12 protein-coding genes are annotated in these 14399 nt (G+C 38.8%); 5 read left to right on the top strand and 7 right to left on the bottom strand.

Annotated features, from left to right (window positions below):
* Positions 1–45: 45 nt before the first annotated feature.
* The 6 genes from PVK63_RS13415 to lolC all read right to left on the bottom strand — a co-directional run bounded on the left by PVK63_RS13415 (position 46) and on the right by lolC (position 7085).
* Positions 46–1092, bottom strand: a complete 1047-nt coding sequence (locus PVK63_RS13415; RefSeq protein WP_274440580.1) for an HlyD family secretion protein — start codon at positions 1090–1092, stop codon at positions 46–48.
* 5 nt (positions 1093–1097) lie between these two features.
* The gene (locus PVK63_RS13420) at positions 1098–2411 is read right to left on the bottom strand and encodes a glycosyltransferase family 2 protein (RefSeq protein WP_274440579.1); all 1314 of its coding nucleotides are present in this window, start codon (positions 2409–2411) and stop codon (positions 1098–1100) included.
* Positions 2404–3762, bottom strand: a complete 1359-nt coding sequence (locus PVK63_RS13425; RefSeq protein ID WP_130087589.1) for a GGDEF domain-containing protein — start codon at positions 3760–3762, stop codon at positions 2404–2406. Before PVK63_RS13425 ends, PVK63_RS13420 begins: the two co-directional genes overlap by 8 nt.
* 161 nt (positions 3763–3923) lie before the next feature.
* On the bottom strand, positions 3924–5168 hold the full coding sequence (gene lolE, locus PVK63_RS13430) for a lipoprotein-releasing ABC transporter permease subunit LolE (RefSeq protein ID WP_274440577.1): 1245 nt from the start codon (positions 5166–5168) through the stop codon (positions 3924–3926).
* On the bottom strand, positions 5168–5884 hold the full coding sequence (lolD, locus tag PVK63_RS13435) for a lipoprotein-releasing ABC transporter ATP-binding protein LolD (protein ID WP_130048145.1): 717 nt from the start codon (positions 5882–5884) through the stop codon (positions 5168–5170). The genes lolE and lolD overlap by 1 nt, the downstream gene beginning before the upstream one ends.
* Positions 5877–7085: a lipoprotein-releasing ABC transporter permease subunit LolC gene (gene lolC, locus PVK63_RS13440; RefSeq protein WP_274440574.1), complete on the bottom strand. Its 1209-nt coding sequence runs from the start codon at positions 7083–7085 to the stop codon at positions 5877–5879. The genes lolD and lolC overlap by 8 nt, the downstream gene beginning before the upstream one ends.
* 171 nt (positions 7086–7256) lie before the next feature.
* Between lolC and PVK63_RS13445 the strand changes: the two genes are divergently transcribed.
* The 5 genes from PVK63_RS13445 (at position 7257) to PVK63_RS13465 (ending at position 13519) form a co-directional block, all read left to right on the top strand.
* Positions 7257–7826, top strand: coding sequence for a PilZ domain-containing protein (locus PVK63_RS13445; protein ID WP_130045833.1), 570 nt, complete (start codon positions 7257–7259; stop codon positions 7824–7826).
* Positions 7827–7841: 15 nt separating this feature from the next.
* Complete coding sequence (gene mfd / locus PVK63_RS13450) at positions 7842–11297, top strand: transcription-repair coupling factor (protein WP_274440572.1); 3456 nt, start codon at positions 7842–7844, stop codon at positions 11295–11297.
* Between the two features lie 89 nt (positions 11298–11386).
* Positions 11387–12274, top strand: a complete 888-nt coding sequence (locus PVK63_RS13455) for a peptidoglycan binding protein CsiV (RefSeq protein ID WP_130087581.1) — start codon at positions 11387–11389, stop codon at positions 12272–12274.
* 118 nt (positions 12275–12392) lie between these two features.
* Positions 12393–13016 carry a thiol:disulfide interchange protein DsbA/DsbL gene (locus PVK63_RS13460; protein ID WP_165371203.1) on the top strand — a complete coding sequence of 208 codons (624 nt, stop codon included), beginning with the start codon at positions 12393–12395 and terminating at the stop codon, positions 13014–13016.
* 29 nt (positions 13017–13045) lie between these two features.
* A complete protein-coding gene (locus PVK63_RS13465; protein WP_130048149.1) occupies positions 13046–13519 on the top strand; it encodes an FKBP-type peptidyl-prolyl cis-trans isomerase in 474 nt (157 codons plus the stop codon).
* Positions 13520–13613: 94 nt separating this feature from the next.
* Here PVK63_RS13465 and PVK63_RS13470 read toward each other — a convergent pair whose 3' ends face one another.
* Positions 13614–14225 carry a class I SAM-dependent methyltransferase gene (locus PVK63_RS13470; RefSeq protein WP_130087577.1) on the bottom strand — a complete coding sequence of 204 codons (612 nt, stop codon included), beginning with the start codon at positions 14223–14225 and terminating at the stop codon, positions 13614–13616.
* Positions 14226–14399: the final 174 nt, after the last annotated feature.

A 14399-nucleotide genomic window follows, 5' to 3' on the forward strand; every position in this document is an offset into this window, starting at 1 on the left:
GTATAAATCCCCAATTTATATAATCTATCGATTTTTTATTCTAAATTAAAAATAAATCTCCACTGGCATCCCTTCTACCCATTCGCTCTCTAGTAGCCCGCCTAAAAAGGTAATTTTCACCTTTAGTAATGCCTTTGCTCCTTCAAAAGGTTTGGCTAATTGTGCTGGCAACTTAGACGTTAATCCTATTGATTGCGCTACCCTTGCTTTCACTTTCTGTCCACTAGGAAGCACAACACTCACTAAGGTTCCTAATTTGGCTTTGTCTATATACTTAGGCTCTAAATAACTGATCACAAATGGGGCTACATCAGGAGAAATCGTTACAAGCGGGTCTCCGATACTTACTCGCTGCCCTTCAAGTGCATTAATATCGATAACAAGCCCCATATAAGGAGCCTTAATTGCTAATGCTTCTAATTGGTTCATTTTTGTTGTTAGACTTTGGTTTAATGTTCTTGTGACTTGAGCAATACCACCAGCTAACTCTCTTTGTTTTTGAGCAATTTTAGCTTGATTCAAAGCTATGTAGGCACTTGTTAATGAACTCTGTGAGGTATTATAAATCCCAATAATAGCCGCATAGTCTACTTGTGAAACCTTTCCTTCCTGAGCATATTGGTCGTAATTCAATTTAATTTTAGTGACTTTTCGTAAGTTATGCTTAGCTGCCGTAATTGCTGCGTAGTAAGGTGATAAATCCTCTTCATCCCTTCCTTCTTTCGCCTCATTTAATCGTAATAATTCCTCTTTAACAAAAGTAACTTCTTCCTCTAAAACGGGAGCTTTAAGTTGTATAAGCAATTGCTCCTCAAGTACAAATTCATTTTCGTCTACGGCTATCTTTTTAACTATTCCATTTTGAGACGCAGTAATGACTACTGGCCCCGTAGTTATCACTCCAGGAGCAGTAATGAATAGATATTGTTTAGCATAAGTGTAAATTATAAGAAAAATAGGACTTAATATAATCGCTAAAATCAAATACCAGCGAAAGCGATACCCTCCTCGTTTAGCGGTACCATATACCACCTTCATACCATGTTCTGTCGTCGGTTTTTGGTTTTTCTCTAAGTAAAATTTAACTTTCATAATCGTTAAAACCTTTTACCTCGTTTAAGTACCCACCATGGAGCCATACTTGACTCTTCATGGCCCCTCCTAACCACTTCATTAATCATCGCAAAGGCGGTAACGACTCTCATAAACAATGCATAGAATGGATAGATAAATAGCCAAAGCACCATCTCTCTATCTTCTTTTACTCTTTCTGAAATTAATGCTAAATAGACAATAAAGGTAAGTGAAATGAACAAAAAATAAATGACATACAAACAACTTAATACCGCGAGTACGACTGTTGTCGGATAAAATAAAAAAAGATAGACATTAAAAAGTGTCATAATTAGAGGTAACAACACAGTTTGAAGTACCCCATAAACTAAAATATATAAGAAGCTTCCCCACCCTAATAAATTAGGATCTAACCCTCTTCGGTGCTTACGTAAGTACAGAAATAACAAATCACCATCCCAACGTAACCTTTGTAACAGTAAAGAGTGTAGCGTTGAAGGGACATCAGTATGACCAATTGCTTGTGGAGAAAAATTAAGTCGCATATCAGGATAGCGTTTTTTATATTGCTTTAGGCGAAAAGTAAGGTCGAGATCTTCAGCGGTATGCGTATCCCATCCACCTATTTGTTTTAGCATTGGTTTTTTGAATGCCCCAAATGCGCCTGATATATTATTAAGCAGGCCCCACGTTGCCATCCCTGTTTTACTTGTTTGCATCGACATCATGTACTCAAGTGACTGCATTCTTGTCCAAAAACTATCTTGTCTATTTCGAACTCTTAACGCCCCACCGCAAGCGACGACATTAGGATCCGAAAATGACATGGCTAATTGACACGCCATATTATTATCAAAAGAGGTATCACCATCTACATTAACAACCAGATCGTACTTAGCTTCAGACAAACCGGCATTCAATGTAGATACTCTTCCTCCACGCTGCCATTTTGGTAATACTTTTATCGCTCTATCTTTTCTTAAGTGATGACGTTTTTGCCCTTTAATAGCAGCACGGTAAGTTGATACATTCTGCTCTGCACCATCAATCACAATCAGAATTTCAATCAAACCCAAATATCTTTGCTCAACTAAGGTATCAATCGTCTTAGTAATCTCATCACCTTCTCCATAGCAGGTAATAATAAAACTCATTGATGGTGTTGAACTTAAATAGGTATTACTTGCTTCTCTTGACCAAAATAACACCCCAATAAATACAAAAAGCAACAAGGGGACTTCAATAGCTAGCATGATAGGAAGAAAAGTAAGAATTAATTCAAAATAAGTCCCTAGCGTTCCGGTAAGTGTATGCAAAATATATTGAAATTCATTCATGCGAGTTACCCTTAATCAACTGAGCTAACCAAGAGGGTGCATTATCGCTTAATGAAGTACTAGGCAGTTGCCATAAATACACATTCAGTGTTAGCAATTCTGACTCTATATCATTGGCTATTTTCGCAATTTTACTTTCTATAATGGAGTAAGAATCAATTGGAGTCATTGGCATCAATAGCAACATTATTTCAGAACTATAATGACAACAAATATCTGTATCGCGCAGTAGTCGATTAAAATGATTCGATATTTCTTCAATCAATTGCAGCCGTTTTATTTCACCAAACTGTTGAGAGTATTCCTCAATGCCTGATAGCTTTACTCCTAACAATAAATGGCTCTGTTGATGCCTTATCGCAAGCTTATTTACCCAACTTAATAAGTTATGAAACGATTTCTGATCTATGAGCCCATTTAATTTTAGCTCTTGTTCTAACGGTCTTCGGCCATACATCATTAAGCTTTTAACTTGTTCTCCTACTCTAAATTGATTAATTTTTCGAGCGATTAATTCATTAGTCTCATTAACCAAAGAACAAGATAAACAGCGAGCGCGTACGACTGATTCAGAAAATAGCAATTTGCATTCTTCACATTTGTATCGTTCTAAAGGCCGATCATAATCAACGCCAATATGGCGTAATTGAGTTAAACAATTCGGACAAGCGAGTTTATCTTGTTGCGTAAATTGATTTTCTTCAGCTATATGTCCACAAGTAAAACAGTGCAAAGAGACCATTTCTTCGATATTAGTGCTTTTGCAATCAGGACAGGTCTCAATATAGTTTAAATGCCCACTATGACAATAGGAGCATAACCTCACTTTATCTATCGTCTTTTCTCGATCTAAATACCCTCGTTTTTCCTCTAACTGAAAATATGTATAAGGGCTATTGTCTTCTCCTGAATAGCATTGCATTAACGGGTAATAATATAGATCTTGTCTTTCACTCTGACAAAGCGGTGCCAATCGTCGTTGAGATCCTAGCCACAGCCATGCAAGTAATTTATCAAGCGGTTCTTCTTTTATTAAGGCTAATTTTTCCTGATGTATATCCCACTTATCGACAACCTTATTAGGTTCTAAAATTCCATCTGATAAATATGGACTTAATGTACTCTCTTGCAGAACGTAGACTTGGCAGTTCCAAATAGACTGCCTACTATGTAAATGTAATAAGGCTTTATTTTGCGCAGCTGGAGAAAGAGATAATATACAAATCGATGGTTCTGATAATGTTAATTCTTCATAATCATTAACATGAATAAACTGACCTTCTTTATTATCTATAGGGATATCATCACCAATAATATAACCATGAACTCTACCATTAATATTTGTATTCATAGTATTACCTCTAAAGACAAGGGGGTATTCTTTTTATCCCAATCTATTAATATCAATAAAACACTCACATTTTATATATTATAGTCGGTATTTTTACTTTACATAAAAAAGGCCCCTAATTAGTTAGGGGCCTGATGAATATAACTATCTATCTGTGGGTGTTACTTAGAGCTCAACACCGCTGCAGGATGTAACTGACTTGCCTTTCTTGCAGGATACCAAGTCGCGATAGCACTTAAAAATATCGCCGTCGCTGTCACAATAGCGACATCACTCCAAACTAGCTCTGAGGGTAAGAAATCAACAAAATAAATATCACCAGATAAAAACTGATGACCAATCAGTGATTCTAACCCTTTAATCATAGGTGTTAAGTTTAGTGCTACAAATGAACCTAACGCTGAACCAGCTAAACTGCCTGTCACACCTGAGAATATCCCTTGGCATACAAAGATACGTTTAATTAAACCGTCATTTGCACCCATGGTTCTTAAAATAGCAATGTCACCAGAGCGATCTTTCACTGCCATCATGAGAGTTGATACGATATTAAAACACGCCACGCCAATAACGAGCACCATAACAAGGTACATGATTGAACGAACCAATTGAATGTCTCGGTATAAGTAACCGTATTTCTGAACCCAGCTGCGTAAGTAAACATATTCCGTTAATGTTCCCCCTACCTCACGGACAATATTTTGAGCATCTAAAACGCTACTAACTTGTAATGATACACCTGTGACACTGTCACCTAGATTAATATACTGCTGCGCATCTTTTAGAGGAATAATCGCTAAACCATGATCGACCTGCCCACCTAAAGACAATAGTCCAACCACTTGCAAGCGTTGACGTTTTGGAGAGCGGAGCTGCTTACTTGGATTTTCATCTGGGATCATCGCGGTGATCCAATCTCCGACCTTTACATTTAATGTATCCGCAACGCCCTTGCCTAAGATAACACTTTGTTTATTGGCTTCGAACGCCTTCCATGCCTCGTTATCAATATACTCAGGTAACTTAGAAACCGCCCCTTCTAATAAAGGCTCTACACCTCTAACTTCAACCGCTTTTAATTTACTGCCTCGCTCAAGTAAGGCGGTAAATCGCACATAGGGTGCAGCACCAGTAACCTTTGGGTGTTTCTTAGCTTGGAACATCATGGTTTGCCAATCAGATACTGGGTTTTTAACCCCTTCAAGCTCAGCATGTGGAATTACCGAAAGCACTCGATTTTGTAATTCACGCTCAAAACCATTCATTGCAGAGAGACCAATGATGATCACTGCAACACCAATAGCAATACCAAGCGTGGATGAAATCGAAATAAACGACACCATCTTGTTGCGCTGTTTAGCTCGTGCAAAGCGGCCACCAATAAAAAGAGAAAGCGGTGAAAACATTACGCCTCCTGCTCTTTGTTTAATGTAGAGCGAACCGTTTCAGTAATAAAGCGGCCATCTTGCATGCTTAGTTGTTTATCTAATTTAGCCGCCAATTCATTATCGTGTGTGACCACTAAGAATGCAGTACCTGACTCTTGATTCAGTTCGCGCATTAAATTGTAAATATCTAATGCGGTTTTATGATCCAAGTTACCTGTTGGTTCATCAGCAAGCACTAAAGCAGGTTTGTTGACTAACGCACGAGCAATCGCCACTCGTTGACGCTCACCACCTGACAGTTCTGAAGGACGGTGTTCAATACGATGAGCTAAACCTACTTTCTCAAGTAATTCTGTTGCACGTAGTGCCGCTTCTTTCTTATGAACACCACCAATTAACAACGGCATCGCCACATTCTCTAACGCGCTAAAGTCAGACAGAAGGTGATGAAATTGATACACAAATCCAATATGTTGATTACGGATTTTTGCTTGCTTATTCGCACTCAATTTTGTCAGTTCATTTTGTTGAAAATGTACCGTTCCTGCTGTTGGCTCATCAAGTGCGCCAAGAATGTGCAGTAATGTACTTTTACCAGAACCAGATGAACCAACAATGGCAACTAATTCACTTTCATTAATTTGAAAATCAACCCCTTTAAGCACTTCAGTTTCCATCGTGCCTTCTTGGTAAACCTTGCGAATACCCTGACAAATTAATAATGGATTACTCATATCTTAATGCCTCTGCTGGTTGTACGACTGCTGCTCGATAAGATGGGAATACGGTCGCTAATAAACTTAATAAAATTGCTAGAATAATGACTACGCACACTTGTAATGGTTCAACCTGTGCTGGCAAAGATCCACCAACAGTAAATAACGATAATCCAAGCGTAGAAAGAATAACATTAATATTACTAGCAAATAATGCACCTAACGTACCACCAACAATGGCTCCAATAACGCCACTGCTTGCCCCTTGAACCATAAAGATAGAGAGTACTTGGTTACTCGTCATGCCCTGTGTTTTTAGTATCGCAACTTCGGCTTGTTTTTCCATTACCACCATAATCAGTGCGGAAATGATATTAAACGCCGCAATAGCGACAATAAGACCAAGCATTAAGCCCATCATGTTTTTTTCCATTTTTACTGCTTGGAATAACTCTCCGCGTTGATCGCGCCAATCACTCCACGTCATATTTTTTTCTAACGGTAATTTAGCTAACTCTGTCACTTGAAATGGGTCTTCAAAGAATAAGCGCCACCCTGTAATATTACCTTTTTTCAATTTCATCAAACGAGCGGTATCTTGAATGTTCGCAACCATTAATTGGCCATCAACATCAGATCCCGTATTAAATACACCGACAACTTTAAAGTTACGTTGACTTGGAATACGCCCTAGTGGAGTGTATTGGCTTGCATTCGTTACCATAATACGTACGGTGTCACCATAACGAACGCTTAACTCTCGCGCTAATTTTGAACCAAGGAAAATACCGTATTCTCCGGCTTTAAGTTGACGCACATTGCCTGAAATTAATTCATAAGCAATAGGGTCATATTCATTAGGATCAATACCAACAAGCATACCCGCGCTCAACCCTTTTGCGCTTTGAATAATCGCTTCACCACGAACCACAGGCGTGACTTGAGTAACATGAGGCAAACTTGTTACGTAATTACGATCGTCTTCTAAAGGGGTTAACTGACCTTCGATAGTCGATACTACCGCTTGAGGTAATACGCCAAGAATTCTATCTTTTAATTGGCCTTCAAACCCATTCATCACAGACAATACCGTCACTAAGGACAGTACCCCAATAGTGATCCCCGCAGTAGACATGTAAGAGATAAAACGACTGAATCTATCGCCAGAGCGTCCTCTTAAATATCGTAACCCTATAAATACTGATACTGGATGAAACATAAATTCTCTCAATCATGCTTTTTGAAGCTATAATAATGAATACAGTCTATCACGTAAAATACTGGTATTTATTCCTTTTTTTGCTCTTTTGTTCATCATTGTTACCGATTAAACACTTGCTGATATCCAGTGACTTCGCCATAATCAAGAAATAATAATAGAGGGACGTTTATGTCACATAATGAATACTTTTCGGTTCACTACGATTTAACCATCAATGTTGAACCTCTGTCGAACGATGCTGCACTACCAAACATGGAAACGTTTGAACGTGAAATACCTGCACCATTTCGAGTTGCTCAAGAATGCAGCTCACTTGACGATGTTTCTGAGAATGAGCTTTCTTTTCTAAAGTTAGATGATGGCAAACGCCTTGCTAATTATTTAAACAATCAAAATCAAAAACTGAATCTACTACTGTCTTATTTGTTAATTCAACAAGACGATGAAGCTTATCGCCAAAAAACCGTAAGCTTTGGAGCGAGTAAATTTACTTTCGAAAGCAAAAACGCACTGAATATAGATCAAAAAGCCAAAGTAAAACTTTTTCTTGAGCATCCACCAGCAGCAATTTACTGTTATGCTAAAGTAACTCAATGCACAGAAACAGAAACTGGCTACCTCATTGAAATGGCTTACGACCTACTTCGTGATATCGACCAAGATTTATTAATCAAAGCCGCACTCTTTCAACAACAGAAAGTGCTTAAACTTCGAGCTCAAGAACGCAACTTAACCTAATAACTGAATATCCTGATGCCTATAAAAAACTTACTGTCATTACCGTTACCAACCAAAGCCAATGATACACGCTCAATTGGTAATCTTACGGGCTCTTCTCTAGCGCTTGCGATTGCAGAGATTGAGCAACAACACACTGGCCCTGTCGTGGTTGCGGTTACTGAACCGCAGTTGGCATTTCGTTTACAAAATGAAATCAACCAATTTAGCCAACGTTCAGTAGAGGTTTTTCCTGATTGGGAAACCCTTCCTTACGACAGCTTTTCTCCGCATCAGGACATTATTTCTGACCGTTTATCGCGCCTATATCATTTGCCTCAGCAAAAAGATGGGACGCTAATTGTTCCTGTTAGTACCTTATTACAACGTCAATCACCGCAATCTTTCCTACACAAACACGCATTAGTCGTAAAGGTAGGTGATCGCCTATCGTTTGATAAGCTAAAATTGCAGCTAGAAAAATCCGGTTACTTACACGTTGACCAAGTCATGAGTCATGGTGAATATGCTAGCCGTGGTTCTATTCTTGATTTATTCCCAATGGGTAATGCGCACCCTTACCGTATTGATTTTTTCGATGATGAAATTGACACCATTCGTCAGTTTGATCCTGAAAACCAACGTACGATTGAAGAAGTAAAATCTATAAACCTGCTTCCTGCTCATGAATTCCCAACCGATGATGTCGCGATAGAAGATTTCCGTATTCGCTGGCGTCAACGCTTTGATGCTCGCCGTGAGCCAGAGTCTGTTTATCAGCAAATCAGTAAAGGTGCTTGGCCTGCAGGTATTGAGTACTGGCAACCACTGTTTTTTGATGAAACCGAAACGTTGTTCGACTACCTACCAGATAACACATTACTGGTTACTATTGGTGATATAGAAAAATCAGCCAATGATTTCTTGGCCGATGCCGAGTACCGTTACGATCAACGTCGAGTGGACCCACTTCGTCCGCTGTTGCCGGTAAATGAACTTTGGTTAAATACCTCTGATATGTTTGGCTTATTCAAACAATATCCGCGTGTAAAACTGGCAAAAGAGCCTGAGATTGAAAAAGCCGGCCGTTTTAATCCTGATTTATTAGAACTGCCAGAAATTGCAATTCAGCACCAAAATAAAGAACCATTTGCACAGTTTCGTCAGTTTTATGAGAAATTCAGTGGTCAGGTTATTTTCTCTGTTGAATCTGAAGGTCGTCGTGAAGCCCTTCTTGAATTATTAGCTCGTATTAAATTAAAACCTGCCATTTGTGATTCAATGAAAGACGCCGTTGGCCATAAAAATAAAGCAACGTTAGTGATTGGTTCTGCTGAACGAGGCTTTATTCTTCAAAATCCATGCGTTGCCTTTATCTGTGAAAGTGACTTATTAGGTGAGCGAGTAATACAACGCCGCCGCCGCGGTGACAATAAATCAATTAACAGCAATACACTGATCCGTAATCTCGCTGAACTAAAAATTGGTCAGCCAGTGGTTCACGTTGATCACGGTATTGGTCGTTATATGGGACTTCAAACATTAGATGTTGGTGACATGCCAGCGGAATACATGATGTTGGAATACCTAAACGAAACCAAATTATACGTTCCAGTGTCGTCATTAAACCTGATAAGTCGCTATTCAGCAGGGGCAGATGAGACTGCACCAATCAGTAAATTAGGCAGTGACGCATGGAGCAAAGCACGTCGTAAAGCAGCAGAAAAAGTAAGAGATGTTGCAGCAGAACTGCTTGATGTTTACGCAAAGCGTGCGATTAAACCGGGTTTTTCTTTTAAACAAGATCGCGACGCTTACGCCGACTTTAGAGCCAGTTTCCCGTTTGAAGAAACGCATGACCAAGAAATCGCCATTAACGATGTGTTGTCGGATATGTGTCAAGCTAAAGCCATGGATCGCCTAGTATGTGGTGATGTGGGTTTTGGTAAGACAGAAGTTGCAATGCGTGCTGCATTTTTAGCGACGCATAATGAGAAGCAAGTCGCGGTATTAGTACCAACAACCCTACTTGCTCAGCAGCATTTTGAGAATTTCCGAGATCGCTTTGCTAACTTCCCTATTCGCGTTGAAGTACTGTCTCGCTTTAAGTCAGCCAAAGAACAAAAAGAGATTTTAGCTGCCACAGCGGAAGGTAAAGTCGATATTTTAATCGGTACTCATAAATTACTGCAAGACAGCATCAAGTTTGAAGATCTTGGCTTACTAATTGTGGATGAAGAGCATCGCTTTGGTGTCCGTCAAAAAGAAAAAGTAAAAGCGATGCGTTCAGACGTAGATATTCTAACGCTAACCGCAACGCCAATACCAAGAACCTTAAATATGGCAATGAGCGGCATGCGTGATTTATCAATCATCGCAACACCACCGGCTCGTCGATTGGCGATTAAAACCTTTGTACGTGAAAAAGCGGATGACGTGATCAAAGAAGCGATTCTTCGTGAGATCAAACGTGGTGGCCAGGTTTATGTTCTACATAATAATGTTGAAACAATTCAAAATGCAGCAGAAGAGATCGAAAAGCTGATCCCAGAAGCCCGAGTTACCTTAGCGCATGGTCAAATGCGTGAACGAGAATTGGAACGTATCATGGGTGATTTTTATCATCAACGCTTCAATGTTCTTGTGTGTACAACGATTATTGAAACCGGTATTGATGTTCCAACTGCCAACACCATTATTATGGATCGTGCTGATAAGCTCGGTTTAGCACAATTACACCAATTACGTGGTCGTGTCGGCCGTTCACACCACCAAGCGTATGCGTATTTACTGACACCACATCCAAAAGCATTAAGTAAAGATGCAAGAAAACGTTTAGATGCAATCGCCTCACTGGAAGATTTAGGTGCAGGCTTTACTCTTGCAACTCACGATTTAGAAATCCGCGGAGCTGGTGAATTATTGGGTGATGGCCAAAGTGGTCAAATTCAATCTGTTGGTTTTACTCTGTATATGGAAATGCTAGAACAAGCAGTTGAAGCATTAAAAGAAGGTAAAGAGCCATCATTGGATGATCTTCTTCGTGAGCAAACTGAAGTTGAACTTCGCCTACCCTCATTAATTCCTGAAGACTACATTCCAGATGTAAACACACGATTATCTTTGTATAAGCGTATTGCTAGCGTATCGAATAATGGTGAACTTGATGAGCTTAAAGTAGAAATCATTGACCGCTTTGGCGGATTACCTGAAGCAACTCAGACACTATTAGTCACTTCTGAAGTTAAAATGTTAGCAGCATCATTGAAAGTGAAGAAATTAGAAGCGCATGGAAATGGTGGTTATATTGAATTTGAACCTACCGCTGACATAAACCCTATGTTCCTTGTGTCATTATTGCAAAAAGATCCAACAGGCTTTGCTCTTGATGGTCCAACTAAGGTCAAATTTATAAAAGACTTAACTGAGAGACAAGTGCGAATTAAATACGTAATGGACTTGCTCAAATTGTTTTACGAAAATAGAATCTAACTATTAGATTTACATAATAAGAAAATACTAATGTTTAGTCTTGGTTATGGATAACTAAGACTTTATAGAACCATCTCACTGGAGTTTGAATGAAAAAAATAATTTACGCGTTGATTTTACTAGCAAGTTGGCCTTCTTTTGCTCGTCAATTTGACATTGAAGTCATCATTTTTAAACGCAATGTTGAACCATCTTCTTACCAAGAAGCATGGCCTGATATTCTCGCCCCTATTAACCTAGAGCGTGCTTTCTCATACCGCGATAAAAAAATGATGAGCAGTAATGGTGCGTCACTACTTCCTTCTGGTTACTACAAACTAAATGAAGCTTATACTAAACTGCAAAATCACGCTGGATTTAAACCGTTAGTACATGTTGCTTGGCGCCAAGGTGATTCAGGCTCATCTCGTTCTCCTATTTTCCACATTCAAGCAGGTCAGGATTTTTCTGATCGCTTTGTTGCTGATGGCCGAACTATTGAAGATGCAAACGCTGATTTATCACTGGTTCCTTTAGACGCACCAAAACCTGCGCTTATTGAAGAATCGGAAACTATTGAATCTGATACAACAGCGTCAACTTCAGGTCCTCTTCTTGAATTAGATGGCACAATGCAGGTTTACGTTCAGCATTACCTATACGTAAATACCATTTTAGATCTTAAAGTTCCTGGTCAACACGAATTTATTGTCAACACCCCAAAAGAAGAAAAAGAAGTTCTTACAGAAACAACCTCTACTTCTTCTGACGAAGTAACAACCACGGAAACCGCAGAACTGTCTACTGAAACGACAGCAATTGAAGATCCAAATGCGGATGTTCAGTTAGGTCACTTAGAAGACGTAACACCAGAAACCGAAGTTAAAGAATTTTTAAAATCTTATCGCATGGAAGAAAGACGTAAAATGCGAAGTGGCGAAACTCATTATATTGACCATCCTCTAATGGGAATGATCATCCAAGTGCGTAAAGTCTAATTATATAAATTCTTTACACATATTTACCAAAATAGGACAACATTTGTTGTCCTATTTTATTTCTACTTACTTCATTTCATGCTATTTTCATTCGAAATCATAATCAATGAGAATCAACATGAAATCTATCATCAAACCATTATTGCTTGTCCTTTCTTCTGCCCTTTTTCTGACAGCTTGTGGTGACACTAACGAGCCAAAAGAAGGCGTTCAATACGAAGTACTTTCAACGACTTTACAAAACGACTCATTAGCACCAGTAACTGAAGTATTTGCCCTATCTTGCGGTCACTGCCGTAACATGGAAAACTTCTTACCTGTAATTAGCCAAGAAGCAGGTACTGACATTGGTAAAATGCACATCACATTTAACCAATCAGCACATGTTGCTGCTATGTTCTACTACGCTGCAGAAATGCAAGTAGACGGCGCACCCGATCATGCGTTTATGGAAGACTTATTCGCAGCAACACAAATGGGTGAAGGCACAACATTAACAGAGCAACAAGAAGCATATTCTAAAGCCTTTACCTCGCGCGGCCTAATTAGCCCATACGATTTCAATGAAGAGCAACGCGATATTCTTATTAAAAAGGTAGATACTGCTAAACTGCTTTCTGAGCAATCAGGTATTAGCTCTGTTCCTACTTTTGTGGTTAACGGTAAATACAACGTATTAATTGGCGGTCATGATGATCCTAAGAAAATCGCTGAAACTATCCGTTACCTACTAGAAAAATAATTGATTTAATACCAATATAAGGAAATAACGTGTCTAAAATTATCATCACTATTGCTGTTATCGTTCTTGGTTACATGCTGTTTCAGCACTTTGTAAACAATCCAAAAGCAGCAAAAGCCAATATCGAACTTGGGAAGGCTTTCTTAGCAGAAAATGCAACAAAAGAAGGCGTTCAAACTACCGCTTCTGGTCTTCAATACCTAGTACTTGAAGAAGGCACAGGCACAGAGCACCCTACAGCTAAAAGCAAAGTTAAAGTTCATTACCACGGTACAACTATCGATGGAAACGTATTTGACAGCTCTGTTGAGCGTGGTGAACCAATTGAGTTTGGTTTAAATCAAGTAATCAAAGGTTGGACTGAAGGTGTTCAATTAATGGTTGTTGGCCAAAAGATGCGTTTCTTTATCCCTAGCGATTTAGCTTACGGTAATCGTTCAGCAGGCTCTATCCAACCTGGCTCTGTATTAATTTTTGAAGTTGAACTGTTAGATTTTAAATAATCATTTATCAGCTTAAAAATTCAATATCATATAATAAAAATGGCGGATCACTTTGATCCGCCATTTTTTGTTTCTAATTTTCGATAAACCTAACTTAACCTAATTTACGCATGACGATTGTAAAATCTTCATCGGCATAGTCATCTATCAGTTCACAACTAGGGCACAAGCTTAAACAATAATTAAGAACCTGCTGCGGATCATGCGCTTCGAGTAAGTTGGTCTCTTTAAAATGATGACGGTTTAATAAATTAAAAACAACGGCCTCCTCTGCCTTCTCATACATCGTTCTAATTACTTTTGCATGGTAGGTTTTGTTACGAGAACGATAGTTAAGAGAGCCACTTGCCACAACAATATCTGCCGTTGGCAACGTAGTTGATGAAAAATCCCCTTTAATAAACACGCAATTATGTTGATGCTCAAAATGTTTTTTTGCTTGTTTAATGAAACTCCCCTGCTGATCAACACCGGTATAAGACTCTACACAGCAACTCATATCAAGAAAGGTTTTAAAATCACCGTAACCACAGCCTAAATCTAATACACGTTTACCATCAAAATTAACGGCTTTAGCTATGGTTTTAAAACGTAGAAATTGAGATTCAGTCGAATTCCAACCTAATGATCTGGCATGATCACCTGCATATTGTTTCAGTCTTTCATCATGATAAAGACGAATACTCAATCTATCTAATAAGTGCATATGTTGTTTTTACCATTTTATTCTTAGAATTATACGGCCTGAAGTGTACTCTTGATAATTCTAGTTTTCATCTACTTATCGTTAGCTACTCCGTATAAAACATAAAATAAAGCGCAATGCCCTTGCAACTTAGTCTAAAAATTGCTTTTATTTGTATAGTCAATTTGAAAAGTA

The organism is Aliivibrio sp. S2TY2 (genome assembly GCF_028765525.1).
In the GTDB taxonomy this organism is placed as follows: Bacteria; Pseudomonadota; Gammaproteobacteria; order Enterobacterales; family Vibrionaceae; genus Aliivibrio; species Aliivibrio finisterrensis_A.